Annotated in this window: 22 protein-coding genes, 1 pseudogene and 1 riboswitch; of the genes and pseudogenes, 13 read left to right on the top strand and 10 right to left on the bottom strand. The window is 61.8% G+C overall.

From position 1 onward, the window contains the following. Positions 1-62: 62 nt before the first annotated feature. Positions 63-150: riboswitch (cyclic di-GMP riboswitch) on the bottom strand. A 173-nt stretch (positions 151-323) separates the two neighbouring features. Beyond that, positions 324-3,824 (bottom strand): PAS domain-containing hybrid sensor histidine kinase/response regulator, encoded by a 3,501-nt coding sequence (locus tag GWQ22_RS01940; protein WP_275929316.1) that lies wholly within the window; start codon positions 3,822-3,824, stop codon positions 324-326. A gap of 222 nt (positions 3,825-4,046) precedes the next feature. Here GWQ22_RS01940 and GWQ22_RS01935 point away from each other — a divergent pair, with 222 nt between their 5' ends. Both GWQ22_RS01935 and GWQ22_RS01930 read left to right on the top strand, forming a co-directional pair. Then, positions 4,047-4,667 (top strand): DUF2975 domain-containing protein, encoded by a 621-nt coding sequence (locus GWQ22_RS01935; RefSeq protein ID WP_275929315.1) that lies wholly within the window; start codon positions 4,047-4,049, stop codon positions 4,665-4,667. A 7-nt stretch (positions 4,668-4,674) separates the two neighbouring features. Continuing rightward, positions 4,675-4,884 carry a helix-turn-helix transcriptional regulator gene (locus GWQ22_RS01930; RefSeq protein WP_042035054.1) on the top strand — a complete coding sequence of 70 codons (210 nt, stop codon included), beginning with the start codon at positions 4,675-4,677 and terminating at the stop codon, positions 4,882-4,884. A gap of 137 nt (positions 4,885-5,021) precedes the next feature. Here the strand turns inward: GWQ22_RS01930 and GWQ22_RS01925 are convergent, their stop codons facing one another. Continuing rightward, on the bottom strand, positions 5,022-6,167 hold the full coding sequence (locus GWQ22_RS01925; RefSeq protein WP_275929314.1) for a 3-phenylpropionate MFS transporter: 1,146 nt from the start codon (positions 6,165-6,167) through the stop codon (positions 5,022-5,024). Positions 6,168-6,438: 271 nt separating this feature from the next. After that, complete coding sequence (locus tag GWQ22_RS01920) at positions 6,439-8,532, bottom strand: TonB-dependent hemoglobin/transferrin/lactoferrin family receptor (RefSeq protein WP_275929313.1); 2,094 nt, start codon at positions 8,530-8,532, stop codon at positions 6,439-6,441. A gap of 188 nt (positions 8,533-8,720) precedes the next feature. On the opposite strand from GWQ22_RS01920, the gene GWQ22_RS01915 reads away from it, so the two are divergent. The 3 genes from GWQ22_RS01915 to GWQ22_RS01905 are packed head-to-tail and all read left to right on the top strand — an operon-like array spanning position 8,721 to position 10,720. Beyond that, entirely contained in the window at positions 8,721-9,704 is a 984-nt protein-coding gene (locus GWQ22_RS01915) for a ChaN family lipoprotein (RefSeq protein ID WP_275929312.1), read from the top strand. Positions 9,705-9,724: 20 nt separating this feature from the next. Continuing rightward, positions 9,725-10,276 carry a cysteine hydrolase family protein gene (locus GWQ22_RS01910; RefSeq protein ID WP_042035063.1) on the top strand — a complete coding sequence of 184 codons (552 nt, stop codon included), beginning with the start codon at positions 9,725-9,727 and terminating at the stop codon, positions 10,274-10,276. Between the two features lie 39 nt (positions 10,277-10,315). After that, positions 10,316-10,720, top strand: a complete 405-nt coding sequence (locus tag GWQ22_RS01905; RefSeq protein ID WP_108535761.1) for a hypothetical protein — start codon at positions 10,316-10,318, stop codon at positions 10,718-10,720. A gap of 75 nt (positions 10,721-10,795) precedes the next feature. Here the strand turns inward: GWQ22_RS01905 and hutZ are convergent, their stop codons facing one another. Both hutZ and hutX read right to left on the bottom strand, forming a co-directional pair. Beyond that, positions 10,796-11,353: a heme utilization protein HutZ gene (hutZ, locus tag GWQ22_RS01900; protein WP_108535762.1), complete on the bottom strand. Its 558-nt coding sequence runs from the start codon at positions 11,351-11,353 to the stop codon at positions 10,796-10,798. Next, on the bottom strand, positions 11,350-11,862 hold the full coding sequence (gene hutX / locus GWQ22_RS01895; RefSeq protein ID WP_275929311.1) for a heme utilization cystosolic carrier protein HutX: 513 nt from the start codon (positions 11,860-11,862) through the stop codon (positions 11,350-11,352). The genes hutZ and hutX overlap by 4 nt, the downstream gene beginning before the upstream one ends. A 168-nt stretch (positions 11,863-12,030) precedes the next feature. On the opposite strand from hutX, the gene GWQ22_RS01890 reads away from it, so the two are divergent. The 3 genes from GWQ22_RS01890 to GWQ22_RS01880 are packed head-to-tail and all read left to right on the top strand — an operon-like array spanning position 12,031 to position 14,700. After that, the gene (locus tag GWQ22_RS01890; protein WP_275929310.1) at positions 12,031-12,870 is read left to right on the top strand and encodes an ABC transporter substrate-binding protein; all 840 of its coding nucleotides are present in this window, start codon (positions 12,031-12,033) and stop codon (positions 12,868-12,870) included. Continuing rightward, the gene (locus GWQ22_RS01885) at positions 12,867-13,898 is read left to right on the top strand and encodes an iron ABC transporter permease (protein ID WP_275929309.1); all 1,032 of its coding nucleotides are present in this window, start codon (positions 12,867-12,869) and stop codon (positions 13,896-13,898) included. The genes GWQ22_RS01890 and GWQ22_RS01885 overlap by 4 nt, the downstream gene beginning before the upstream one ends. Positions 13,899-13,911: 13 nt before the next feature. Next, on the top strand, positions 13,912-14,700 hold the full coding sequence (locus tag GWQ22_RS01880; RefSeq protein WP_275929308.1) for a heme ABC transporter ATP-binding protein: 789 nt from the start codon (positions 13,912-13,914) through the stop codon (positions 14,698-14,700). A 158-nt stretch (positions 14,701-14,858) separates the two neighbouring features. On the opposite strand, the gene GWQ22_RS01875 is transcribed toward GWQ22_RS01880, so the two are convergent. Further along, on the bottom strand, positions 14,859-15,485 hold the full coding sequence (locus GWQ22_RS01875; protein ID WP_275929307.1) for a YitT family protein: 627 nt from the start codon (positions 15,483-15,485) through the stop codon (positions 14,859-14,861). Between the two features lie 331 nt (positions 15,486-15,816). Here GWQ22_RS01875 and GWQ22_RS01870 point away from each other — a divergent pair, with 331 nt between their 5' ends. Both GWQ22_RS01870 and GWQ22_RS01865 read left to right on the top strand, forming a co-directional pair. Next, complete coding sequence (locus GWQ22_RS01870) at positions 15,817-16,830, top strand: NAD-dependent epimerase (protein WP_275929306.1); 1,014 nt, start codon at positions 15,817-15,819, stop codon at positions 16,828-16,830. A 574-nt stretch (positions 16,831-17,404) separates the two neighbouring features. After that, positions 17,405-18,253: a lytic transglycosylase domain-containing protein gene (locus GWQ22_RS01865; RefSeq protein ID WP_275929305.1), complete on the top strand. Its 849-nt coding sequence runs from the start codon at positions 17,405-17,407 to the stop codon at positions 18,251-18,253. Positions 18,254-18,312: 59 nt separating this feature from the next. Here the strand turns inward: GWQ22_RS01865 and GWQ22_RS01860 are convergent. After that, positions 18,313-18,461: pseudogene (locus GWQ22_RS01860) on the bottom strand (YgjV family protein); the annotation flags it as partial. Between the two features lie 358 nt (positions 18,462-18,819). Here GWQ22_RS01860 and ettA point away from each other — a divergent pair. The 3 genes from ettA to GWQ22_RS01845 all read left to right on the top strand — a co-directional run bounded on the left by ettA (position 18,820) and on the right by GWQ22_RS01845 (position 22,532). Continuing rightward, positions 18,820-20,487 (top strand): energy-dependent translational throttle protein EttA, encoded by a 1,668-nt coding sequence (ettA, locus tag GWQ22_RS01855; RefSeq protein WP_275929304.1) that lies wholly within the window; start codon positions 18,820-18,822, stop codon positions 20,485-20,487. Between the two features lie 92 nt (positions 20,488-20,579). Continuing rightward, positions 20,580-20,915, top strand: a complete 336-nt coding sequence (locus GWQ22_RS01850; RefSeq protein ID WP_042035080.1) for a hypothetical protein — start codon at positions 20,580-20,582, stop codon at positions 20,913-20,915. 273 nt (positions 20,916-21,188) lie between these two features. After that, positions 21,189-22,532, top strand: coding sequence for an NCS2 family permease (locus GWQ22_RS01845; protein ID WP_275929303.1), 1,344 nt, complete (start codon positions 21,189-21,191; stop codon positions 22,530-22,532). A gap of 68 nt (positions 22,533-22,600) precedes the next feature. Here the strand turns inward: GWQ22_RS01845 and djlA are convergent, their stop codons facing one another. Genes djlA through GWQ22_RS01830 form a run of 3 tightly spaced genes read right to left on the bottom strand, consistent with a single transcriptional unit; the run spans position 22,601 to position 25,132 of the window. Next, on the bottom strand, positions 22,601-23,437 hold the full coding sequence (gene djlA / locus GWQ22_RS01840) for a co-chaperone DjlA (protein WP_275929302.1): 837 nt from the start codon (positions 23,435-23,437) through the stop codon (positions 22,601-22,603). A 19-nt stretch (positions 23,438-23,456) separates the two neighbouring features. After that, complete coding sequence (murU, locus tag GWQ22_RS01835; RefSeq protein WP_275929301.1) at positions 23,457-24,125, bottom strand: N-acetylmuramate alpha-1-phosphate uridylyltransferase MurU; 669 nt, start codon at positions 24,123-24,125, stop codon at positions 23,457-23,459. Continuing rightward, complete coding sequence (locus tag GWQ22_RS01830) at positions 24,122-25,132, bottom strand: phosphotransferase (protein ID WP_275929300.1); 1,011 nt, start codon at positions 25,130-25,132, stop codon at positions 24,122-24,124. The genes murU and GWQ22_RS01830 overlap by 4 nt, the downstream gene beginning before the upstream one ends. Between the last annotated feature and the right edge of the window lie 57 nt (positions 25,133-25,189).

The following is a 25,189-nucleotide window of genomic DNA, read 5'->3' as shown; positions in this document are numbered from 1 at the left end:
GCCAACCTGACAGGTCACGTAGACAACATCGCACCATGGCTTGGCCCATGGGCGAAACAACCTGTGGTGGCCCCGCTATCTTAGGTACTGCTGACCCTTAGACCGGAAGCTTTGCGTCCCGAACTTTCGTCCGGTTTGCCTTTGGCACAACTTGATTTGCGACAAAAAATAATCGCCAGTTGACTATAAGAAGTTAAATAAGGAAGGGCAAACCAATGACCGGTTATTAATAGACCACATTTGATCGATAAAGAGCCTCAAAAGAGAAGAAACAGCGCCTCATTGAGCAAAAAAGCACCGGCCTTACCCCCTCAAGGTCGTGATTAAAAATAAGACGAATTACTTGTTTCGTGATCATTATCAAGTTTGGCCGGCCGCAATATGCTGTTCATCAGCGCCCGCAACTTGAGCGGTTTGACCGGTTTACTGATGTAGCCGTAACCGTGTTCACGGATCTGTGCCTGCAACCCGCTCTTGCGATCCGCGCTGATGATGATGCCGCCGATGTCGTTGCCATGGGCGAGCCGCAGCATGTGCAACGCCTGCAAGCCTGTCTTGCCGTCATCCAGGTGGTAATCGGACAACACCAGCTGCGGCAGGAAGCCACCGGCGATGAGATCCTCAGCCTGAACCAGGCTCTGGGCGCAGACCACCTCGCAGCCCCAGCGCCCCAGCAGGGAGTGCATGGCGATGAGGATATCGCTCTCGTTGTCGATACAGAGCACCCGGCCCCCCTCCAGCTGGCTGTCCCGCAGGGCGGGGGCCGCCACCTGCGTCGTTGCGACAGGACGGGTCGCCAGGTTGAGGGTGATGGCAAACACGGAGCCCCTACCCGGCCAGCTGCGCAGGGTCAGGTTGTGGCCCAGCACCAGGGCGATACCGCGGGCGATGGCGAGCCCCAGCCCCAATCCCTGCTCCTTGGCGGTGCGGGAGTGATCGAGACGGGAGAACTCGTCGAAAATGGCCTCCTGCTTGTCGGCCGGAATGCCGGGGCCGTTATCCCACACCTCGATGCGCACCTTGTCCCCCATCCGGCGGCAACCGAGCAACACACGGCCGCCCGGGTTGTAGCGAAACGCATTGGTGAGGAAGTTTTGCAGCACCCGGCGCAGCAGGCGCACATCGCTGTACACGGCCAGCTTGCTCTCCACCACCGAGAACTGTATGCCCCCCGCCTGGGCCAGCACCCCGAACTCCGCCTTGAGGTTGGCAAGCACGTCGTGCAAGGCGAAATCCAGCTTCCTGGCCTTGAACTTGCCTGCTTCGAGGCGCGAGATATCGAGCAGATCCGTGATGAGATCCTCGGTCGCCCCCAGCGCATCGTCGATGTGACGGGCGATGCGGGCCGTCTCATCCCGGGGCGGCAACATCTCCAGCAAGGAAGAGGTGAACAGCCTGGCGGCGTTGAGCGGCTGGGTCAGATCGTGGCTCACCGCCGCCAGGAAGCGGCTTTTGGAGTGGTTGGCCCGCTCCACCTGCTGGTTCACCAGCAGCAGCTGACGGTTGAGTTCGGAGAGCTCGTGAGTGCGTTCAGCCACGCGCGCCTCCAGGTGTTCGTTGGCTTCGCGCAGCACCCGCTCGGCGTCGCGAAACGGAGTAATGTCGGTAAAGGTCATGACGAAACCGCCAGCTGGCATGGGGTTGCCCTGCATCTCGATCACCCGGCCATCGGGTCGCTCCCGCGCCGAGATGTGGGGGCTGCCACGCAGCATGAAGGCGACCCGCCGTGCCACATGGGCCTCGATATCTCCCGGGCCGCACAGCCCCTGCTCGGCGTTGTAACGGATTATCTCCTCGATGGAACGCCCTGCCTGAATAAGCCCCGGCGGATAGTGAAACAGATCTATGTAGCGCCGGTTCCAGGCCACCAGCTTGAGCTCTCTGTCCACGACCGAGATCCCCTGCCCCATGTGTTCTATGGCCCCCTGCAGCAGGCCTCGGTTGAAGCGAAACACATCTGAGGCCTCGTCCACTATGGTGGCTATCTCCTCCAGCTGCATGTTACGCCCCTGCAGGGCAGAGGCCAGCACCAGCCGGGCGGACGAGGTGCCGAACACCCCCGCCAGCAGCCGCTCCGTGTGAGCAATGAGTTCGGCCGACGCCTGCATCTGGGGCGCCAGTGTGCCGCCCCGCTCGCCGGCGAAGCGACCGAAGGCCCGCTTGACCCGGCTCGAGCCGACGAAGCGGGCCGCCAGCATCTCCAGCTCCTTGACCGAGACCCGCGCCTGATAGAGGGCCGTGGTATCGCGGCTCGGCTTGCCGACGAAGTTGGCCGCCTGCAACCGCTCACTCACCGCCGCCCGCGACAACAGGGAGCCCATCACATAGCCGAGCAGGTTGAGCAAGAGGCTCAGAAAGATGCACCAGGCCCCCAGGCTCAGATCGCGGAAGGCAGGCCAGTCCGGCGGCGCCAACAGGGCTTCCAGCGGCGAGCCGGCCAGCAGGCCGCTCTCCGCCAGCAGGGTCGCAAACCAGAGGCTGACCCCGAGGGCGAGGCCAAGATAGACCCCCTTGCGATTGCCGTGCCGCCAGTAAAGGCCAAGCAGCAGGGCCGGTGCGAACTGGGCCACGGCGCCGAACGACAGATAGCCGATGCGCGACAGGCTGGTGAGATCCCCAAGCCAGAGGTAGAGCCCCCAGGCCGCCAGCAGGATCAGCAGGATGGCACCCCGGCGCACCTGCAGCAGCAGGCGCACCAGCCGCTCGTCCCGCCCCTGCTGCCAGAAGCGGCGCAGCAGCACAGGCAGCACCAGATCGTTGCTGACCATGATGGCCAGGGCTATGGTAGAGACGATCACCATACCGGTGGCCGCCGAGGTGCCGCCGAGAAACGCCAGCATCGCCATGCCGTCGAAACCGAGTGACATAGGCAGGCTTATCACATAGGTATCCGAGGCCATGTCGGCCCCCACCCACTGTTTTCCCGCCAGTGCCAGCGGCCAGACGAAGAGCCCCATCACGAACAGATAGAGCGGGAACAGCCAGCGCGCCCAATGCAGATCCTGGCCTTGGTTGTTCTCCACCACAGTCACATGGAACTGGCGCGGCAGGCAGATGACGGCGCACATGGCGACCAGGGTGTAGATGGTGAGCTCCAGCAAACCACCCGGCGTCACCGCCACCACGGCATCGAGAAAGTCGCTGGCCACCAGGGTGCGGGCCTGGCTCGGCTTGCTCAGGATCAGCCATAGCGCGAAGCCCCCCACAGTCACGAAGGCAAGCAACTTGACGACAGATTCGAAGGCGATGGCCACCACCATGCCTCTGTGGTGCTCGGTGGCATCCAGGTTGCGGGTGCCAAACAGTATGCTGAACAGCGCCAGCAACAGGGCCACGCCGAGGGCCAGTCCGGCAGTATTGCCAGTGGGGCCGGCAGACACTGAGTTGGCCATCAAGAGATCCAGCCCGGCCACTATGGCCTTCAGTTGCAAGACCAGATACGGGAGTATGCCCATGATGGCGATCAGCGCTATGACCATGGCGAGACGCTGGGACTTGCCATAGCGGGCGGCGATGAAGTCGGCGATGGAGGTGATGTGCTCACGCTTGGCCACCAGGATAAGGCGGGCCAGCAGTCGCCAGCCAAACAGGAACACCAGCATGGGGCCCAAGTAGATGGGCACCGGCGACCAGGGAGATTCGCTGGCCTGACCGACGGTACCGAAGAAGGTCCAGGAGGTGCAGTAGACGGCCAGCGACAGGCTGTAGAGCAGGGGTTGCCCCTTGAGGCGACGGCGCTTGCTCTTGTCAGCCACATAGGCGATCAGAAATAGCAGCCCCAGATAAGCGAGTGACAACCCGATCAGCAGCCATCCCTGGTGCATCGATAACCCCTTGTCCATGTTGAATATTTAAGCGCGGCAGCTGCCAGTCTAGAGAGGTGCCCGAAAAATGTCATCTCCTTCTTGCCAGTCAACCCTTATCGTTTTTCAATAAAAAACCCTTGACGAAATATCGAATAACGATAAACACTGGCGTCAGGTTATCGATAAACAGCAAGCAAATGCCGTATTGTGCGGCCCATGGCGTCTATCACGAGGTATAGGATGAAATACAACAAGCTCGAACGCATGAGCAGCCTGATCGAATGGATCCTGCTGTTCGCCCTGCTGGCCACCCCGATCATGACGGTGCTGGGTACTTGGTCCCATCTGCTTGGCGGCAGCGACTACCTGCAGGATCAGCTGATCAATGCGCTGGCTATGGAAGGTGACAAGGTGCTCAATGGCGTGCCACTGACCATGGGGGAGGCTACCGCCACCCAACAGGCTGCACCCGCCACATCGGTTAGCGACTATCCGCTTGGGCTTGGCACTCGCCTGCTGGCCACCCTGGTCATGCTGCTGCCGGATCTGGTGTTCATGCTGATGCTGTGGCAGTTGCGTCAGCTGTTTCGTAGCTACCGCCATGGCCTGTTGTTCACCTTCGAGCAGATCCGCCGTTACCGGCAGATAGGCCTGCTCCTGTGCACTGCATTCATGGTCGATCTGATCCACACCTCCTTGCTGGATGCAGCCCTTACCATAAGCGGCCCCAAAGTACTCGGCACAATCTCTCTCAGTACATCCGATTTCCGGGCACTGCTGGCGGGATTTATCGTACTGGCGCTGGCGCTGGTGATGAACGAAGCCAAGCAACTGGCCGATGAACAACAACTGACAGTGTGAGGATCCCATGCCCATCATAATCCGGCTCGACGCCCTGCTGGCCGAGCGCAAAATGACAGCCCGTGAGCTGGCCCAGCGGGTCGACATCACAGAGGCCAACCTCTCCATTCTCAAAAACGGTCATGCCAAGGCGGTCCGCTTCTCCACCCTGGAAGCCATCTGCCGCGAGCTGGGCTGCCAGCCGGGCGACCTGCTGGGCTATGAGCAAGCGCGCTAACCCGCAGGAACCCCGTCATGACCCTTGATCCCGTCATCCAGAGTCTGTTGCTGCTCCCCTTGTGGGGAGCGGCCGCCGAAGGCGCCCCGGGCCCAAGCGACCAGCTCATGGCCAGACCCGCCCCCTGCTGGTTCGCGTCACCCCGGAAGGGACGCAGCCTCGTCAGGGTGCAACCGCAGGAAGAAGACAGGCACCACCACCAGCACCATGATGAAGAAGATGCCGCCGCCCAGCGGCTCGAACAGCAGGCCGCACAGCATCATCAGGGCGGCGACCGTCATCCCGAGGCCCAGCGCGGCGTAGAGCGCCTGGGTAGGGATCAGCTGCTCGGCCGGCAGCTGGCGGGTCATGAAGCGCACGGCGCCGAGATGGCTGACGCAGAAGGTGACCGAGTGGAGCAGCTGGCCCGCCACCAGCACCAGGATCTCGGTGGAGGCGCCGAGCAGGATCCAGCGCACCACGCAGCCCAGCGCCCCCACCAGAAACAGGGTCTGGGCGCCAAACCGGTTGAGAAAGCGCTTGTCGGCGGCGAACATGCCGATCTCCGCCACCACCCCCAGCGCCCACAAATAGCCTATGGTGGTACCGCTGTAACCCGCCGCCTTCCAGTGCATGGCGCTGAAACCGTAGTACGCGGCATGACTGCCCTGTAGCAGGGCCGAGATCAGCAGGAAGCGGCGCACCGGGGGGGACTTCAGGGTATCGAGCAGGGTGGCTTTCGCCCGCTCCCCCTGGATGTCCCGGGGCGCCGGATGCAGCGGCAGCCAGCTGAGCAACAACATCAGCACCAGCCCTGCCACCATGGTATGCAGCACCCAGTCGCTGCCAAAATTCCCCACCAGGGCCCCCACCAGGGTCGACGCCACTATGAAGGCCAAGGAGCCGAACAGCCGCACCTTGCCGTAGTCGAGGTGCACCTGCACCACCATGCGGGTGGCGAGAGCCTCCCCCACCGGCATCAGAGTCGGATAGATGAAGTTCGCCACCAGGGTCAGCCCCACCAGCCACCAGAGGCCGTGACTGAGATAAAAGCCGAGAAAGGCCAGCAGGCTCAGCAGGCAGAGCAGGCGGGTAACGGGCAGCAGGTGCCCGGCCCCCTTGATTTGCCCCATCACCAACAGGTTGCCGGCAAAGCGGATCGCCATCCCGGCGCCCAGCAGCAGACCTATCATCTCGGCGCTCACTCCTATGCCCTCCAGCCAGAGCGACCAGAACGGCAGGTAGGCGCCATAGACGAAGTAAAAGGCGCCAAAGAACAGGGCTAACCAGGAGAAGGCGGGCATAGATCCTCGACAACGAAAAGAAGGGGCACAAATGATAACCGATTTTAGGACCATGATCCTGCGAGCCAAGCGCAAGCCGAAATGCAAAACAACAATAAAATTGAACGATTACCGTAAGGATGGTGTCTATTGAGTAACACCACTTCCTGGTTAGTGTTGCAATCCTTCCACCCGCTTCTGGCGGGTTTCTTTTTGGCGGCAACAAGCCGCTTTCCGCCCATGGAAAAGGGGCCTGACGGCCCCTTGGTCAATGTCCTGCTGTACTGCGGTATCAGAATATGTATTTGACCCGTGCGCTCAGGTTGCGGCCCGGCTCAGTCTGGTTGCTGTTGTTGGTCGTGGCACTCAGCCCCGTGATGCTCTCGTAGCTGACGTACTCCTTGTCAAACAGGTTGAAGACACCCACGTTGAGCTGCAGATCCTGCATCGGCTTGAACTGGGCATAAAGATCCACCACGCCCCAACCTGCGCTCTTGATGTTGTCGTTCCCCCTGGCATCCTTGCCCACCTTGTCCATGTCGTCGGCAAAGCGCAGCGCCGTGTTGATGTTCCAGTTGGGCTGTTCCAGCCGCACACCCAGGCTGCCGTTGAGCGGGCTCAGGCTATTGATGTAGTTGCCGTTGCCATCCTTGCCTTCGATGTAGCCCAGGTTGCCCCAGACGTTGACCAGATCATTTAGCCAGTAATCCGCCTTGGCCTCGCCCCCTTTGGTGGTCGCTTTGTCCAGGTTCTGGTACTGATACACCTTAGTGCGACCCTCGGTGCCGATCTGGGCCAGCTCTATGAAGTCATCGAACTTGTTATAGAAGGTCGCCACTTCGTAGCTAAAGCCACCGGCACTGCCGCGTATACCCAGATCGATGCCGTTACTGCTCTCGGACTTGAGATCCGGGTTCGGCTCGATGCGATACCCGTATGCCTGATGATTAAGGGTGGAGAAGGCATTGTCATACATGGGCGCCTTGAAACCGTGGCTGTACTGGGCGAACAGGTTGGCAGCCTCGTGCGCCTTGAACACCAGCCCCAGCTTGGGCGAGAACTCCCCTTCGGAGAACTGCTTGATCTTCTCGCCCGTGTAGGCGGGATCCTCATCAGGCGTCATCTGGTAGTAGTCGTAACGGGCGCCCGGGGTCAGCACCCAGTGCTCGCCAAACTTGATCTCGTCGAAGGCCCACAGGGCGCTGTGCTCGCTGGTGGTAGGGGGGAAGCTCAGCTCGCTGTAGCCGATGAAATCCCCCGGCACGGTCGGCGCCTTGAAGCGGGTCCGCTCGTTGTCGGTGTGCTCATACTCCAGACCCCAGGCCAGACGCTGGCTGGCCAGCGCTTTGCTGAACTTGACCTGGGCGCCCAGGCTCTTCTGCTCGAAACCGTTGCTCTCCAGCGAGTTCTTGGTCACATAAGGGTTGGTCGGCTTGACCGGGTACTTGGAGGAGGCGTACTGATCCAGGGTCTGCTTAGTACGGGCGTAGTAGAGCTTGCTGTCGATGCGATCGACCCAGGGCGCGTTCAGGGTGATGCCGTGATCCAGCACCAGGGAGAGGTTGTCCGTGTCCTTGTCGGTGATCGGCTGATTGAAGACGGAGGCAACCTTGGTGAGATCAACGGCATCCGGATCCTGCCCTTCGCTGAAGTAGTCGACGGTCAGCTTGAGGAACTGATCTTCGCTCAAGTGCCACTGGCTCTTGAACAGCACGGCCTGACTGACGATGTCAAACTCACTCTTGTCACTGTCGTAGTTCTGGGTCACACCACCGTCACGCCAGGTGTAACGCAGCAGGTTCTCGAACTCACCGCTACGCAGGGCACCGGTGAAACCGGCCATGTTCTGGTGGCTGCTGGAGGCATAGCCGGTGGTGGCGTCCAGATAGCTGTCGCGCCCCTTCAAGAAGTCGCCTGCGTCCTTGGTGGTGATGACGATGACGCCCCCCAGCGCATCGGATCCATAAGCCGCAGAGGCGGGTCCCTTGGCCACCTCAATCTGCTTGATCATGTCGGTGTCGAAATAGCTCTGACCCACCCCGCCGTTCTTGTAGGCATCGTTCTGGCGTACGCCGTCACGCACTATCTTGACCCGGTTCTCACCCATGCCGCGGATGATGAAGGTCTGAGCATCGCCGGCGCCGCCAAGGACAGTGACGCCCGGCTCGTAACGGAACAGGTCGGCGACGTTGCTCACCACCTGCTCTTCAATCTGTTCAGCCGTGATCACCGAGATGGGGCCGGAGACATCCTCCAGTCGTTGCTCCATCCGTGAGCCACTGACGACCATGACTTCATCTGCTTGCTTGTTCGTCGCGAAGACCGGGGAAGCGAGACCGGCCGCCACAGCAAGGGCAACCAGCGATAGGGTGTTGTTATGGGCCACTGCGAATCCTTATTGAGAACTGTTATCAAACAGCAGGCATATTACTCAGCTCGCAACAAATATCAACAGTAAAGGGAATCATTCTCATTTTCTTTTGTCGTGATTAGGTTCTACACTATTCCCCTCTGTTTTCCGACTCGCCATGCTGCCATTGTTATGACTCTGGCCCTGCTTCGTTGTGAGATACCATGACTCGATTACTGTCCCTGCTCACCCTTCCCCTGCTACTGGCCGCCTGCACGACAGTGCCCGATGACGATGCCGGCACCCTCTACCACTATCGGCTCAGCGCGAGCCAGCCCGATACCAACCAAGGTGAACTGACGCTGACCCAGGCGGTGGAGCGGGTGGCGGACGCCGACATAGTGCTGGTGGGCGAGCTGCACACCCACTCGGCCGTGCACCTGCTGCAGGCCCGCCTGTTGGCGGGGTTGGCGAATACCTCCCGGGCCGACGGCCGCGGTCTGGCGCTCTCCATGGAGCAGTTCAGCCGCGCCGATCAGCCGGTGCTGGACGCCTACCTCGCCGGACGCATAGGTGAAGCCGCCCTCATTCGCGATGGCAACGCCTGGCCCAACTACCAGAGCGACTATCGTCCGCTGGTGGAGTTCGCCAGACAGCAGCACCTGCCCGTCATTGCCGCCAACGCCCCCAAACCGCTGGTGAGCTGTGTCGGCCAGGAAGGGCCCGCCTGGCTGGACAAGCTCCCCGCCCATCGCCGCAGCCAGCTCGCCCGCGAACTCACGCTGACCGACGATCCTTACCGCCAGAAATTCATGGCCTCGCTCCACCATGGTGATGCCGACGACAATGCCCGCCGCTTCGCCGCTCAGACCAGCTGGGACGACACCATGGCCGAGAGCATGGCGGACTACCTGCGCAGCCACCCGGGCCAGCGCATCATGCACATCGCCGGCAACTTCCACGTCGAGGGGGGGCTGGGGCTAGCCAGCCGCATCGCCAGCCGCAACCCGGCGCTCAAAGTGGCGCTGGTCGTGCCAGAGACAGAAGCGCAGCGCGATGCGCACGCCACCTCCGGGCGGACCGCCGACATCCGGGTACGGATCAGCCCCCTGCCAGAACGCTGGCTAAATGCCGATGAAATGAAGCAAGATATGATCGCACTGCATCAATCCCGAAGCCGTGACTGCAGCCAGTGGCTGCAACCCTGAAAATTGCCTAAGGATTTCATATGGATGTGTTACTGGTCATCGACATGCAACAGGGGTTGTTTACTGACCCCCGCCATCAGGACGCGCAGGTCATCGCCAACATTAATCGCTTGGCAGACAGCGTGCGGGCCAACCAGGGGCGTGTCATCTATGTGCAACATGACGCACCGGGTTCTGAACTGGAACCCGGCAGTGCAGGCTGGCAGCTTCACGCCGATCTCACCCCGGGCCGCGGCGACAGCCGGGTACGCAAGACCGCCTGCGACAGCTTCCTCGATACCGAGCTCGGCTTCCTGCTGGCAGAGCAGGCGGTGGACAGGCTGCTGATCAGCGGCTGTGCCACCGATTTTTGCGTCGACACCACGCTGCGCAGCGCCGCAGCCCATGGGTTCGACGTGTTTGCGGTGACGGATGCCCACACCACGGCGGATCGCCCTCACCTGAGCGCGGAGAAGATCATCGAACACCACCACTGGATGTGGCAGCATCTGAGCCTGCCAAAAGGCAGAGTCGTGACCCTGCTCAGCACGGATCAGCTGCTTGAGGCCATCCAGCCCGAGCTGGCGTGTTAATCTGCCTCTCTTGAAGTGATCACCTGATTGGAGTCTTGTGTGCGTCTACTGTCTGCCGTTGCATTCATGCTGTTGTTACCGGTAATCACTGCCTGCTCCGGTTTGCCGGGGCTACAGCCGGATGGCCCGGCCCCCCTGTTTCGAACTCATATCAACGAAGAGGGGAGCAAGCGCTTCACCTTCGAAGCTGCGCCGCTCGACACCCTGCCCACCCGGCTGCAAGAGAACGACGGCAGTCGTATCAGCCGCAGCAAGAGTCTGCTGGAACGGCGTGATGCCCTACAGGATGCACAGTTGACCCAGACCCTGGCCGAGCAGAAGTATTGCCGCGATGGCTATATCGTTCTCAGCCAAACCTCCTGGAAGATCCGGGGCGAATGCAACGAGACGGCCAATCAGGCCGATCGGGATGCCTTCCCCAACAAGGCCTCCTGGCAGGACTAGCTTGCGCTCAGGCGTGACACGCAATAAAAAACGGGCAGCCCAAGCTGCCCGTTTTTTTATGCGATATGGCCGCCATCAGACTGGCGCATCGGCCGGGCTGGTCAGCTCAACACCGTTGTCGACCCGCTTGTGCCCTTCCACCAGATGGACGAAGTCCACCAGCTCGTCACCTGAGACGCGAAACGCCTGACCGAAGCCCTTGACGAACAGCCCCTGCTCGGGCTTGAGCCGGAACAGCACGAAATCCTTGAGGTTGGAGAGCCCCTTGACGATGTCGCCGAAGCGCCCTTCCAATGCAGCAATCGCCTGGCCCCAGCGCACGTCGTCGCGAGTCACCACTTCGGCCAGCGCATCGAAGGTAAGCCGCTTGCGGGCAAACAGCTCGCGGGCACCGGTCTCATCCTCGATCAGCATCAGCGACACCTTGGGCACCTGTTGCAGGTTGCGGGCGTGGCGGGCAATCTCGGAGATGAGCACATAATAGCCATCCTCCTGCAGCACGAAGGGGGCATAGCTGGCATTGGGGTTGCCTTCACTGTCCACCGTTGCCAACTGCAGGGTGCGGCAACCGTCGCGAAACTCGCGGATCTCCGGTTGCAGGCGATTCTGCAGACGCTCCTGACGTTCACTCATGCTTTCACTTCCTCTTGATACTGGTGGCGCAAGGCCATGAAGCGTTCCACCTGGGCGGGCAGCAGCTTGCGCTGCTCGTCACGTCCCATATAGACCTTGAAAATACAGCGGCCGCTGTGACCGAAAAACTGGAAGGAGTGCCCCTCCTTGCCCATGAACAGCTTGCTGACCAGCGCCATGCCAGCCACGTTGTCGAGCTTGAGGTGGCCATGCATCTCGCCGTCACGCCCCATCAGGTTGTAATAGCCACGCGCACTCTTGCCCTTGGGAAACGGCGCCTTCACCTCGAAGATGGAACCATCGGATTCGACGATGGTGGTCACCTGACCCCAATCTGCCAGATCTGCCAGCAGGGCTTCAGCCCGCTCGCCAGGCACCAGGGTCACCAGCTCGGCCGGCAGGTGGCGTACCACCTCCCACTCGCTGACCGCCAGCTGGCTGGCAATGGTGGAAGGATGGGCGCAGGGGTCTTGCGCCAGCAGCTCATGAATGCGTTGTGCAATGCTCATAGGTTCTCCCTTGGGATGCGCGCTGCATCCCTCTCCTGTCATGGCGAATACTCTAATAAAGCACCCGATCCAATGCAATTGATAATTGCTTTCATTCTCAGTGCTTTTTTTTCACCGGCTTGATATTCTCGGCGGCAACCCAACTTCATTCACCCTTCGGAGGTTAGCATGGGCCGTTGTTTTGCCCTCGTACTCAGCCTGATCGGCTGTTCAGCACTGTCCCTGTCAGCTGCCGCGCAGGAACGTATCGTCAGCATAGGCCCGGCCACCACAGAGCTCATTCTGGCTCTGGGCGGTGCACCCAGCCTGATCGCCACCGACATCAGCAGCACGGAACCGAAAAATCTGCCCAGGGTCGGTTATCACCGCGCCCTCGCCGCCGAGGGGATCCTCAGCCTGGCGCCGACCCGGCTGATCGGCAGCGACGAGATGGGGCCTGCCCCGGTGCTGGAGCAGCTGCGCCGCGCCGGGGTCGAGGTCAACATGCTGCCGACGGCACCGACCCTCGCCAACCTCAACCAGCGCATCGACACCCTGGCCGGCCTGCTCAACGATCCGGCCGCTGGCACGCGATTAAAAGCCGAGATCCAGGCCCAGACCACGCAGCTGGCGACGCAGGCGAAGCAGACCAAGCCGCTCAAGGTCGCCTTCCTGCTGCTGCACAAGGGGCAGCCCACCAGCATAGCCGGTGGCAATACCACCGCCAGTGCCCTGCTCACCCTGGCGGGCGGCATCAATCCGGTGGCCCAGTTGAGCGACTACAAGCCTGTCTCTGCCGAATCCCTGATCGAGCTGCAACCAGATCTGGTACTGGTAAGCGGTCGCGACTGGCAGCAGTATCAGGATCCACAGACCGTGCTGAGTCAGGTACCCGCGCTCGAAGCGACCCCGGCGGGTAAAAACCGCGCCATCCACGCCATCGACGGCCATGCCTTGCAAGGAGGCCTCAGCCTCACCTCGCTGCAGCAGGCGAACCAGATCGCCAAGTGGATTAAGCTGGCTTCATGAGACGCCTGCCACTGCCCTGGCTGGTCGCGCTCACCGGCGGCGCGTTGGCGCTGCTGCTGGTCGGGTCGCTGGCGACCGGCCCCATGACCCTCTCCCTCGGCGAGAGCCTGCGTGCTCTGTTCGCCGGGCAGGAGAGCGGCATTGAAGCCCACAAGCTGCTGATAGTGCAGGAGATCCGCCTGCCACGTACCCTGCTCTGCATCGCCGTGGGGGGCATACTCGGCCTCTGTGGCGCTGTCATGCAGGGGCTGTTTCGTAATCCGCTGGCCGACCCCGGCATCATAGGCGTCTCCGGCGGGGCGGCCCTCGGCGCTGCACTGGCCATAGTGCTGCTGGCCCCTCTCGGCCAGCAGTGGCAGAGCCTGCTCGGCATAGGCTTGCTGCCTCTGCTCGCCTTCCTTGGCGGCGCGCTCACCACCACGCTGGTATATCTGCTGGGCACCCGGGAAGGGGGCACCTCAGTCACCGTCATGCTGCTGGCGGGGGTGGCCATCACGGCACTGTCCGGCGCCGTGATAGGCCTGCTCACCTACCTGGCCGACGACCAGATGCTGCGCAACCTGAGTCTGTGGCAGATGGGCACTCTAGCGGCGGGCAAACCGGTGGACGTAGCGCTGGCACTGGCCACCCTGGTCACCTTGCTACTGTTGTTCATGCGCGATGCAAATCCCCTCAACGCCCTGTTGCTGGGTGAAGGGGAGGCCCGTCATCTGGGGGTCAATGTGCAATCCCTCAAGCGGCGCCTGATCCTGCTCACCGCCGCTGGGGTTGGCGTGGCCGTCGCCGTGGCGGGCATCATCGGCTTCGTCGGTCTGGTGGTGCCCCATCTGGTGCGGCTGCTGGCCGGCCCCAACCATGTCAGGTTGCTGCCGCTCTCTGCCCTGCTCGGCGCCGCCCTGCTGCTGGGCGCCGACATGCTGGCCCGCACCCTGCTGGCACCGGCAGAGCTGCCGGTGGGCATCATCACAGCCCTGCTGGGCGCCCCCTTCTTCATCTGGCTGCTGCTCAAGGGCCGCCGGACGCTTTAACCGGAGGTCTATCTTGCCTGCATCAACGCCCCTGCTGCGCTGTCACCAGCTCAGCCTCACCCGCGCTGGCCGCCCCATCCTGGACAGGCTCGACCTCAGCCTGCAGGCCGGCACGCTCACCGCCCTGCTGGGCCCGAACGGCGCAGGCAAGAGCTCTCTGCTCAAGTGCCTGACCGGCGAGCTGGAACACGAGGGGGAGATAAGCCTGTTTGGCCGGGAGCGGCAAGCCTGGCCGGGCATAGCGCTAGCCCACCGCGTCGGCGTGCTGCCGCAGAGCTCGTCCCTCAACTTTCCATTTCTGTGCGAAGAGGTGGTGGCCATGGGGCGCCTGCCCCACAGCGAACCCGCCAGCCGGCGCGACGAGATTGTGCGGGCCGCCATGACCCATGCCGGCGTTGAGCACCTGGCCGGCCGCCTCTATCCCAGCCTCTCCGGGGGGGAGCGGCAGCGGGTGCAGTTCGCCCGGGTACTGGCCCAGATCTGGCAGGCACCGGACGAGCCCCAGCAGCCGCGCCTGCTGCTGCTGGACGAACCCACCTCTGCGCTCGACCTCAAGTACCAGCACCAACTGCTCACCATGGCCCGCGCCCTGGCCGCGCGCAACACCGCCGTGCTGGTGGTGCTGCACGATCTCAACCTGGCGGCGCGTTACGCCGACCGGCTGGTGATGCTGGAGCAGGGCAGGCTGATGGCCGACGGCAGCCCGGCCGAGGTGCTGACCCCGGCCCTGATCGATCGCCTGTATGACTACCCGGCCCAGGTGATCCACCATCCAGAAACCGGTCTGCCCATGGTGGTGTGACGCAAGGCTCATCTCCCTCCCGGTAGCACGACTACCCGGTTCGGGTACTCCACCATCCAGAAACCGGTCTACCCATGGTGGTGTGAGAGGGGTCGGGATCCCGGATAGCAAAAGAGCGCCATCAGGCGCTCTTTTTGATTGTGAGATGAAGTGATACATCAAGCTATCTGATAGCGGCCCGGCTTGTGATTAAGTGTCAACACCAAGTTACAGATGATGGCCGCCACCACCGAGAGCGCCAGGATCCAGGGCTGCACCACGAAGCTGGAGGCAATGACTATGGTGCAATCCAGTCCCATTTGCAGCTTACCGGCGCGGATGCCGAAGCGGTCCTGAATAAACAGCGCCAGTATGTTGAAGCCACCCAGACTGGATTTGTGGCGGAACATGATGAGCAGCCCCATGCCGATCAGGGTGCCGCCGATCAGGGCCGCATAGACGGGTTCTATCTTGCCTATCTGCAACACGGCGTTGAGGTGATCCGTCATGAAGGAGACGGCCGCCACAGAAACGAAGGTGTTGAGGGTGAAGCGCGGCCCCATCCTGAGCCAGGCCAGGGCGTAAAACGGCAGGTTCATGCCGAAGAACAGCAGGCCGAAGCTCAGCCCCGTTACCTGTTGCAGCAGCAGCGCCAGCCCGGCGGTACCGCCGGTGAGCAGGCCAACCTGATGAAACAGGAAGATACCGAGGGAAACGAAACCGGCAGCGGTCAGCAGGGCGAGTACATCTTCATAGAGGGGATGCGCAGAACGGGCTGAGCGCGCAGAGCCTGGGGTGTTGTCCATAACCTGTATCCAATAGCGAAGTGAAAAGAGTGTCTTGTGCCCGCCAGGGCGGACGCGAGCCCTGTCCGCAGGGCTTCGTTATGGGGTCCAGTCTATTTTTTGCGACCAGGATCACAATAGTCACGGGGAACGCCCCATGTTGGTGCCTGTCATTCTCCATTGACAGCCAGTGCACCAAGATGCAGCATGCCGCGCCTGACGAGCCAGCCCTCGTCCACTATGGCACCGCCTCATGTGGCGCCGGGGCCCGCGCGCTGGTACAAAGCGCCCAGCCCTTTTTCAGCCCCCACTCAGGACCACAGGCCCCCATGATCAGCACAGGACAACACGTATGAAGTATCTGGTGACAGGCGCCGCCGGTTTTATCGGCTTTCACGTCGCCAGGCGGCTGTGCGAGGCGGGCCATCAGGTGGTGGGGCTCGACAACCTCAACGACTACTACGAGGTGAGCCTGAAACGGGCCAGACTGGCCCGGCTGGTCCCCTTTTCCCATTTTCGCTTCGAACAGCGGGAGCTGGCAGATCGGGACAGCATGGCTGCCTTGTTTGCCGAGAGCGGGTTCGAGCGGGTGATCCACCTGGGGGCCCAGGCGGGGGTGCGCCATTCGCTGGAGAACCCGTTTGCCTACGCCGACAGCAACCTCACCGGCATGCTGACCGTGCTGGAGGGGTGTCGCCAGCACGGCATAAACCATCTGATCTACGCCTCCTCCAGCTCCGTCTATGGCCTGAGCGACCAGATGCCCTTCTCCACCGAGCAGCCGGCGGATCACCCCGTCTCCCTCTATGCCGCCACCAAGAAGAGCGGCGAGCTGATGGCCCACGCCTACTCGGCGCTCTACGGCCTGCCCACCACCGGGCTGCGCTTTTTCACCGTCTACGGTCCCTGGGGTCGCCCCGACATGGCCATCGCCAAGTTCACCCGCGCCATCATGGCTGGCGAGCCTATCGATGTGTACAACCAGGGCTTGCTCAGCCGCGACTTTACCTACATAGACGACATAGTGGACGGCATACTCGCCGTCGCCGAACGGCCACCGCGCGCCAATCCGCACTGGCACGCCAGCCAGGACAGTCAGGCCGAAAGTACCGCCCCCTACCGCATCCTCAACATAGGCAACGGCCAGCCGGTGCGGCTGCTCGACTTCATCGAGGCACTGGAGCAGGCGCTGAACAAGCCTGCCATCAAGCGGATGCTGCCGATGCAGGCCGGTGACATGCACGTCACCTGGGCCGACAGCGCCCCCCTCCACACCCTCACGGGCACCCGCCCCGCCACCCCGCTCAGGCAGGGTGTCGCCGAGTTTGTGCGCTGGTATCTGGCCTACCACCAGATTGCCGAGTGAACCCGCTCAGGACCTGCCGGAGCGGGCCCTGACCTATCCATACACCATCACCAACATGGTCCCCCCCAAGCACGTCCCATTAGGAGGGGAAGGTGTGAGCAGGCTGGCGGTTTACCGTCCCCCGGCTGGGGTAGACAGACCACAGCTGACAACAGAGCCATCCCCTGCTCTCGACCTGAGTGGTGAGTAAACTCAGTCTGATGTACCGCCAACTGCCGGGGAAGATGAGCAGACCTATCATCTCGACATCTCGCCGCAACGACACTGACAACCTATGCCACCCTGAACGTTACTCGGTCACTGCCGCCCGCAAGTGATAATGGCGGGGTCAATGGAGCCTATCGGGCTGCTGCTAACCACGTAAGCCGTATCTGCACCTCTCTTTTTCTCCCCATAACGATTGGATGGCACAGCCACAGATCCCGCCGTATCCGCATTCGTACCTGCATTTCACACAGGTTCCATACCGTTTTGATCTCTGGAGGAGTGGATCCATAACAACAGGATCCACTGGATTAATGGCGGAGCGGACCATGTTCCCCTATATCTTCTGTACCCCAACAGGAGAGAATCCATGTCGAGCCTCAGCGAAAACAGGCTGTTTTTGCTGCTTTTTTTATCGCTGTTGCTGGCCGGTACCGTGCAGGCAACGGCACAAAGCAGGGATTTCAGACAGGCGCCCAAGGCGCTCAGCGCACTGAAAAAAGGCCAGGTGGCACAGAGTCAGGGCAACCTGACCCAAGCCATCCACTTCTACTGCGCCGCCGCCACGACGGGTAACCCGGAAGGTTACTTCCGCATCGGTCGCCTGCTCGCCACAGGCCCGGGCTCGGTGCGCAACCCCAGGATGGCCAACGCCTACCTCGCCATGGCGATGCGCCTTGGCAACCAGCAGGCCACTCGCTACTACAACGCCCGTATTGGCAATGCCGTCATGGGGGATCATTGTGGCGTCGGGGTCGGCGGGGGCGGCAGCTACTTCGCCGAGATCCCCAATACCCCTTTCAACCTGGAGGCCTATCTGGCCCGCCAGTCCCCAGCCAAGCAGAAGCTGGTTATCATGCTGCGCAGCGCCGCCAAGCATCACCACATCGACGAGCGGCTGGTGCTGGCCATCGCCATCGCCGAATCCAATCTCGACAGCCGCGCCGTATCTCCCAAGAACGCCCAGGGACTGATGCAGCTCATACCTGAGACCCAGCAACGCTTCGGCGTTACCCGCCCCTTCGATCCCGAGCAGAACATCAAGGGTGGAGTGGCCTACCTCAAGTGGCTGCACACCCACTTTGACGGCAACTGGACCCTGATGTCGGCGGCCTACAACGCCGGCGAGAAATCGGTGGAACAATACGGGGGCATCCCCCCTTATCAGGAGACCCAGCAATATGTGCGGCGGGTCCTCTACTTTGCGGGCCACAAGTAGCCCTGAGCGGGCAATCAGGGTATCGCCGACAGGAATGCGGCTACCTCACCTTGCAACGGTCAAGGAAATGGCGACCATGTCCAGCATTGTTCAAAGCCATAGTGGCGGTAGTAACCCACCAGATTGCTGACCAGCAACAGCCCCTCCATCAGCGCGGCGACCAGTGAGCCCACCCGCACAGCTTGTTGACCAGCCAGCAGATCCCGACCGCCGCTCAACGTCAGCCGTGGCAAGCACAGGCAAAGGGCTTCGCCCATCGCGGCAGCCAAGTCCATTGCGCAGAGAAAGGCAGCCAGTGGGGGTGCCTGAGGGGATGGGATCATGACGGCTCCGGGACAAAACAGGCTCCCACATCATGGCAAGCTTGCACGGCTGATGCAGCAAGACGTGACCGCGGCGGCAAAGGGGAGTGCCAACCGGGCGCCGCCTTTGCCCACCCCTGTCCATTGGTTTACAATCGACGGGTTTTTTGGAACCGGGTTGACGGCGTGTCGACCTGGCCCCACCACGACATCAGTCTGTTAGTGCCAAGACATTAACCTGCTGAAAAGGAAGAGAATTAGCCAATGGCTCAATTTATTTACACCATGAACAGGGTCGGCAAGGTAGTGCCGCCCAAGCGTCATATCCTCAAGAACATCTCCTTGAGCTTCTTCCCGGGCGCCAAGATAGGCGTACTGGGCCTGAACGGTGCCGGTAAATCCACCCTGCTGCGCATCATGGCGGGCATCGACACCGAGATCGAAGGGGAAGCCCGCCCGCAACCCGGCATCAAGATTGGCTACCTGCCCCAGGAGCCGAAGCTGGATCCGGAGCAGACAGTGCGCGAAGCGGTCGAAGAGGCCGTTGGCGAGGTGAAGCGCGCCATGGCCCGTCTCGACGAGGTCTATGCCGCTTACGCCGATCCGGATGCAGATTTTGACAAGCTGGCCCGCGAACAGGGCGAGCTGGAAGCCATCATCCAGGCCCAGGGTGGCCACAACATGGAAAACCAGCTGGAGCGCGCGGCCGATGCCCTGCGCCTGCCAGCCTGGGACGCCAAGATCCAGCACCTCTCCGGTGGTGAGCGCCGCCGTGTGGCGCTGTGCCGTCTGCTGCTGGAAAAGCCGGACATGCTGCTGCTGGACGAACCGACCAACCACCTGGATGCGGAATCCGTGGCCTGGCTGGAGCGCTTCCTGCACGACTACGAAGGCACAGTGGTGGCCATCACCCACGACCGTTACTTCCTCGACAACGTGGCAGGCTGGATCCTGGAGCTGGACCGCGGCGAGGGTATCCCGTGGGAAGGCAACTACTCCTCCTGGCTGGAGCAAAAGGACGCCCGTCTGGCGCAGGAAGCCAGTTCCGAAGCGGCTCGTCGCAAGTCCATCGAGAAAGAGCTGGAGTGGGTGCGTCAGAACCCGAAAGGCCGTCAGGCCAAGTCCAAGGCCCGTATGGCTCGCTTCGAAGAGCTCAACACCAACGACTACCAGAAGCGCAACGAGACCAACGAGCTGTTCATTCCGCCCGGACCGCGCCTCGGCGACAAGGTGCTGGAAGTGGCCAACCTGCGCAAATCCTACGGTGATCGGGTGTTGATCGACGATCTGTCGTTTGCCATTCCGAAAGGTGCCATCGTCGGTATCATCGGCCCGAACGGGGCCGGTAAGTCGACCCTGTTCCGCATGATGTCGGGTCAGGAGCAACCGGATTCTGGCACCATCACCCTAGGTGAAACCGTGGTGCTGGCCTCTGTCGATCAGTTCCGCGACAGCATGGACGACAAGAAGACGGTGTTCGAAGAGGTCGCCGACGGTCAGGATATCCTGCGCATCGGCAACTACGAGTTCCCGAGCCGCGCCTATATCGGCCGCTTCAACTTCAAGGGGTCCGATCAGCAGAAGCGGGTTGGCGAACTCTCCGGCGGTGAGCGTGGTCGTCTGCATCTGGCCAAGCTGCTGCAGACCGGCGGCAACGTGCTGCTGCTGGATGAACCGACCAACGATCTGGACATCGAAACCCTGCGCGCCCTCGAGAACGCCCTGCTGGAGTTCCCGGGTTGTGCCATGGTCATCTCCCACGATCGCTGGTTCCTCGACCGTATTGCCACCCACATTCTGGACTACCAGGACGAGGGCAATATTGCGTTCTTCGAAGGTAACTTTACCGAATACGAAGAGTGGAAGAAGAAGACCTACGGCGCCGAGGCGATCCAGCCACACCGGGCCAAATACAAGCGCATCACCAAATAAGGGTGGCGGCGTCACAAGGGGAGCTCAGGCTCCCCTTTCGATTGCCTTTGACTTACAATCGAAGGCGTATGCCTTTGCATGGATGTAGCAAGATGACGACCCAGCCCCCCATAGAGAAGAAACTCACCATCCAGATCCGGGTCGAGCCCGGCTGCCTCGGGCCAGATGGCAAGGAACACATCGAGACCTTCTGTGTCGCCGCTGCCAAGATTTTCTCTGTCATCGATCCTGAACTGGTGAGCTGGGTGCTGATCCCGCGCTACGACAAGCAGTTGCCGGAACAGGAGTTCTTCATCGAGGGACGCAAGCTGACCGAGGAGCAGGCCAGCCTGTTTCTGCGCCGTCTCGGGCGAGAGCTCGGCGAGGTGCTGGACAGACTCGACTCGGTGCTGGCCCAGCTGGTGGAGCGCTACTTCAAGACCCTCTAAGCCGTATTCTCAATGGGTTCACCATAAAGGTTCTCTGGCGAGAACCTTTTTAATTGCTCAAATAGCAAACGTTTGAATTTTTGCGCTATTCATTGATCCGCTTCGCAGATCCGGGGTTTGTAAACGCCGCCGCCTGTGTGAAAATGTGCCCGCTGTCACGGTATCAGGACGAGTCTGGTCACTTAGTCACCAGAAAAATAGCCCCCTTGCCCACGCATGGATGGGGTGCCGACTCTCCTGCTGCTTATTTCACGTCACCTATTGGAATCCAACATGAACCAACAACACCAAGCTGCCAACCAGGCCGCCGGGCAAGGATTGCTTGAGCGCCTGTTTGCCCTGCAAGGCCATGGCACCAATGCCCGCACCGAAGTGATCGCCGGCATCACCACCTTTCTGACCATGGTCTATATCGTGTTCGTCAACCCGCAGATCCTCTCCGCTGCGGGCATGGACACCCAGGCCGTGTTCGTCACTACCTGCCTCATTGCCGGTATCGGCAGCATACTGATGGGCCTGTTGGCCAACCTGCCCATCGCCCTGGCCCCCGCCATGGGGCTGAATGCGTTCTTCGCCTTCGTGGTGGTGGCTGGCATGGGTTACTCCTGGCAAGTCGGCATGGGCACCATCTTCTGGGGCGCGCTGGGCCTGCTGATCCTGACCCTGCTGCGGGTGCGCTACTGGCTGATCGCCAATATCCCGCTCACCCTGCGGGTAGGCATCACCGCCGGTATCGGTCTGCTCATCGCCCTGCTCGGTCTGCACAACGCCGGGATCGTGGTGGCCAGCCCGGCCACCATGGTGACGGTGGGCAACCTCACCTCCCTGCCCTGCCTGCTGGGGCTGCTTGGCTTTTTTATCATCTGTATCTTCTCAGCCCGCGGTGTTCACTCCGCCGTCCTGATCGCCATCGTGGTCACCACGGGTCTGGGCTGGCTGTTTGGCGATGTCACCTTCAAAGGGTTCGTCTCCATGCCCCCCAGCATAGCGCCGGTGTTCGGCCAGCTGGATCTGATGGGATCACTCGACATCAGCCTGGCAGGGATCATCTTCTCCTTCATGCTGGTCAACCTGTTCGACTCTTCCGGCACCCTGATTGGCGTCACCAACCGCGCCAAGCTGGCGGACGACAAGGGCCACTTCCCGCGCATGAAGCAGGCACTGCTGGTCGATAGCGTCAGCTCGGTCGGCGGCGCCTTCATGGGTACCTCCTCGGTCACCGCCTTTATCGAGAGCAGCTCAGGCGTTGCGGTCGGCGGCCGCACCGGTCTGACCGCCATCGTGGTCGGCCTGCTGTTCCTGCTGGCGATCTTCTTCTCTCCCGTCGCCGCCATGGTGCCAGCCTATGCCGCCGCTGGCGCCCTCATCTACGTGGGTGTGCTGATGTGCTCCGAGCTGACCCGGGTGAAGTGGGAATATCTGACCGAAGCGGTACCGGCCTTCATGACCGCGGTGATGATGCCGTTCAGCTTCTCCATCACAGAGGGGATCGCCGTGGGCTTCATCTCCTACTGCGTGATGAAGGCGGGCACCGGCCGCTGGCGCGAGATCAACCCCTGCGTGCTGGTGGTTGCCCTGCTGTTCGTGCTCAAGTTCGTCTGGGTCGACAGCCACTAAGCCAGGCTATCGCACACAAAAATGCCCGTCATCGACGGGCATTTTTTATGGCTGGCAGAGGACGGCACTCAACGGATACCGCGAGCCTCGCGGATCCACTCCCAGGCCTGCTGTATCTCCTGGGTCTTCTCCTTCGCCATCTCCATCATCTCCGGTGGCAGCCCCTTGGCGGCCAGCTTGTCCGGGTGATGCTTGCTCATCTCCTTGCGGTAGGCGCGCTTGATGTCCTGATCGCTGTCGCTCTCGCTCACCCCGAGCAACTGGTAGGCATCCTTGAGGCGATCCGCTGACGGCGCTTCCTGCCGGTACTGCTGCCCGCCGTGCCCACCGTCCTGATAGTGCCCACCGTGCGCCCGGTTGAAGAAGTTCATCTGCGCCTCGGCCATGGCCAGGATACGGGCCAGCTCGATGCGGCTGAAACCCAGCTCATCGGCGATGGTGTGCAGGATGGCGCGCTCGTTGTCTTCGACCTTGCCATCGGCAAAGGCGGCCTGCAGTTGCACCTCCAGGAAGAAGCGCAGTATGTCGCGCTGCCCCAGACTGGCACGGCGAAATTCAGCCAGGGTTTCCCGCAGCGGGAACTCGGTCTCCTTGCCCAGCCGGAACGACTCCTGGGCGCGGGCCCGCTGATCCCCCACCAGCCGCATCCGATCCATCAGGTTGGAGGCAACCCGGATCTCCTGCTCCGTGACTTGACCGCTCGCCTTGGCGATATGGCCCATGACGGCGAAGGTGGCGTGAAAGAAGACCGCCTGCTGTTGCTGACTGGGGCCACGCTGGAACGCCCCCCGAATACCCATGCCCCGATCGAAACGGTGGCCGATCCAGAGGCCAAGCAGGGCACCAAAGATGTTGCCGAGCAGAAAACCGAAGAAGGCGCCAAGCACCTTACCCCAAATACGCATGGTTCAAGACCTCGTGATGTTAATGAGTGCGGGCCAGCAGCTGTTCGTCCAGCTCGCGCAGCCGCTCAACTGTGCCTATGTCGCGCCATTCGCCAGCCAGCATGGCACCACCGACCCGGCCTTGCGCCATCCAGTCGCGTAGCAGGGGGGCCAGCTTGCGCGCACCCGGCGGCAAATCGGCAAAGGCGGCGGGGTCATAGAGCCCGACACCGCTGAAAGTAAGGGCCGGCGCATCCTGTACCCGACCCGCGTGCAGAGAAAAATCCCCGACGGGATGCTGGGGTGGATTGGGCGCCAGCCATAGATGGGCCAGATCCTCCCCCAGTGGCTGGGTCACCAGGGAGCGATAGTCCAGACTGAGCCAGGTATCGCCGTTGATCACCAGAAAAGGCGCCGGGCCAAGCAGCGGCAGCGCCTGCACTATGCCACCGGCGGTTTCCAGCGCACTCTCCTCGGCCGACCAGTGGATACTCACCCCGAACGCACTGCCGTCACCGAGCGCTTCCACCAGTTTGTGGCCGAGCCAGGCGTGATTGATGACCAGTTCGGTCACCCCGACTGCCGCGAGTTTCTCGATATGGTGCACGATGAGCGGCTTGCCCCCCACCGCCAGCAGCGGCTTGGGCAGGCTGTCGGTGAGCGGGCGCATGCGCTCGCCACGGCCGGCGGCCAGGATCATCGCCTTCATGGTTTCATCCCCGCACGGGTTATCCCCGGCAGCACCACCTGCTCCAGCCACTGGCCAAAACGGGCCAGCACAGGATACGTGGCGCCATGCTGGTGGCACACGTCCACCACATAGCCCAGGGTGCGGGGAATGTCCTTGAGGTAGCCGGATTTGCCATCGCGATGGTAGAGACGGGTGAAGAGGCCCGCCGCCTTCAGGTGGCGCTGCATGCCGGTCAGGTCAACATGACGACGGAAACTGGCATAGTCGAGCCCGCCAAGCAGCCCCGCCTGCTGCAGGGTATCGAAGCCCTGTCGCATGCCCTGCTCGATCACCGCATCAGGCCAGCGCACGTAACAATCTTTCAGCAGCGAGACCAGGTCATAACTCAGGGGGCCGATGACCATGTCCTGAAAGTCGATGATGGCAAGCTGGCTGCCATCTGGCGTGTCACCCCCACACACCATCAGGTTGCGGCTGTGAAAATCACGGTGCATCACCCCCTGCGGCTGGGCCAGGTTGTTGGCGGTGAGGCAGGCAAAGGTGTCATCCAGTAGCCGTTGCTCGGCTTCGCTGAGCTGAAATTGCAGGTGATGGCCCAGCAACCACTCGGGGAATATGCTGTTTTCACGGGCCATGAAGGCGGCGTCGAAGGGATCCATCACCAGATCCACTGACCCCAGCCGGGGCAGCAGCGCTATGGCCTTGTCATACCAGGCCAACACATTGTGCGCATCCAGACAGCCGATAAGCTGGGTATCCCCCAGATCTGTCACAGCCAGCAGGCCCTGCTCATAATCCACAGCCCTGACCTCGGGCGCCAGCAACCCCATTGTCTGCAGGGCGGCAGCATTACGGACAAACTCATGATTTTTTTCAGTTTTTGGATTGGCATCCACCCACACCAGGCCAGCGCCACGGTGGTAACGGCGAAAACTGGCGTCACCGGAAATCAGGGTCAACTGAAGGTGGGCATCACCGGAGATCCGGCGCGCCCATTGCAATAGCAGGGAATCGCGATCGTACATAAGTCGGGGACCAAATTGGAAAGCAGCACTTGGCTGTTAGCCCTGGCCGCAATAATG

The sequence above is a fragment of the Aeromonas sp. 1HA1 genome, from assembly GCF_029237385.1.
In the GTDB taxonomy this organism is placed as follows: Bacteria; Pseudomonadota; Gammaproteobacteria; order Enterobacterales; family Aeromonadaceae; genus Aeromonas; species Aeromonas popoffii.
This window is presented reverse-complemented; position numbering and strand designations above follow the sequence as displayed.

Coding starts and splice junctions, on each gene's coding strand:
- GWQ22_RS01940 (WP_275929316.1), bottom strand. CDS start 3,824: ATGCACCAGGGATGGCTGCTGATCGGGTTGTCACTCGCTTATCTGGGG.
- GWQ22_RS01935 (WP_275929315.1), top strand. CDS start 4,047: ATGAAATACAACAAGCTCGAACGCATGAGCAGCCTGATCGAATGGATC.
- GWQ22_RS01930 (WP_042035054.1), top strand. CDS start 4,675: ATGCCCATCATAATCCGGCTCGACGCCCTGCTGGCCGAGCGCAAAATG.
- GWQ22_RS01925 (WP_275929314.1), bottom strand. CDS start 6,167: ATGCCCGCCTTCTCCTGGTTAGCCCTGTTCTTTGGCGCCTTTTACTTC.
- GWQ22_RS01915 (WP_275929312.1), top strand. CDS start 8,721: ATGACTCGATTACTGTCCCTGCTCACCCTTCCCCTGCTACTGGCCGCC.
- GWQ22_RS01910 (WP_042035063.1), top strand. CDS start 9,725: ATGGATGTGTTACTGGTCATCGACATGCAACAGGGGTTGTTTACTGAC.
- hutZ (WP_108535762.1), bottom strand. CDS start 11,353: ATGAGTGAACGTCAGGAGCGTCTGCAGAATCGCCTGCAACCGGAGATC.
- hutX (WP_275929311.1), bottom strand. CDS start 11,862: ATGAGCATTGCACAACGCATTCATGAGCTGCTGGCGCAAGACCCCTGC.
- GWQ22_RS01890 (WP_275929310.1), top strand. CDS start 12,031: ATGGGCCGTTGTTTTGCCCTCGTACTCAGCCTGATCGGCTGTTCAGCA.
- GWQ22_RS01885 (WP_275929309.1), top strand. CDS start 12,867: ATGAGACGCCTGCCACTGCCCTGGCTGGTCGCGCTCACCGGCGGCGCG.
- GWQ22_RS01875 (WP_275929307.1), bottom strand. CDS start 15,485: ATGGACAACACCCCAGGCTCTGCGCGCTCAGCCCGTTCTGCGCATCCC.
- GWQ22_RS01870 (WP_275929306.1), top strand. CDS start 15,817: ATGAAGTATCTGGTGACAGGCGCCGCCGGTTTTATCGGCTTTCACGTC.
- GWQ22_RS01865 (WP_275929305.1), top strand. CDS start 17,405: ATGTCGAGCCTCAGCGAAAACAGGCTGTTTTTGCTGCTTTTTTTATCG.
- ettA (WP_275929304.1), top strand. CDS start 18,820: ATGGCTCAATTTATTTACACCATGAACAGGGTCGGCAAGGTAGTGCCG.
- GWQ22_RS01850 (WP_042035080.1), top strand. CDS start 20,580: ATGACGACCCAGCCCCCCATAGAGAAGAAACTCACCATCCAGATCCGG.
- GWQ22_RS01845 (WP_275929303.1), top strand. CDS start 21,189: ATGAACCAACAACACCAAGCTGCCAACCAGGCCGCCGGGCAAGGATTG.
- djlA (WP_275929302.1), bottom strand. CDS start 23,437: ATGCGTATTTGGGGTAAGGTGCTTGGCGCCTTCTTCGGTTTTCTGCTC.
- murU (WP_275929301.1), bottom strand. CDS start 24,125: ATGAAGGCGATGATCCTGGCCGCCGGCCGTGGCGAGCGCATGCGCCCG.
- GWQ22_RS01830 (WP_275929300.1), bottom strand. CDS start 25,132: ATGTACGATCGCGATTCCCTGCTATTGCAATGGGCGCGCCGGATCTCC.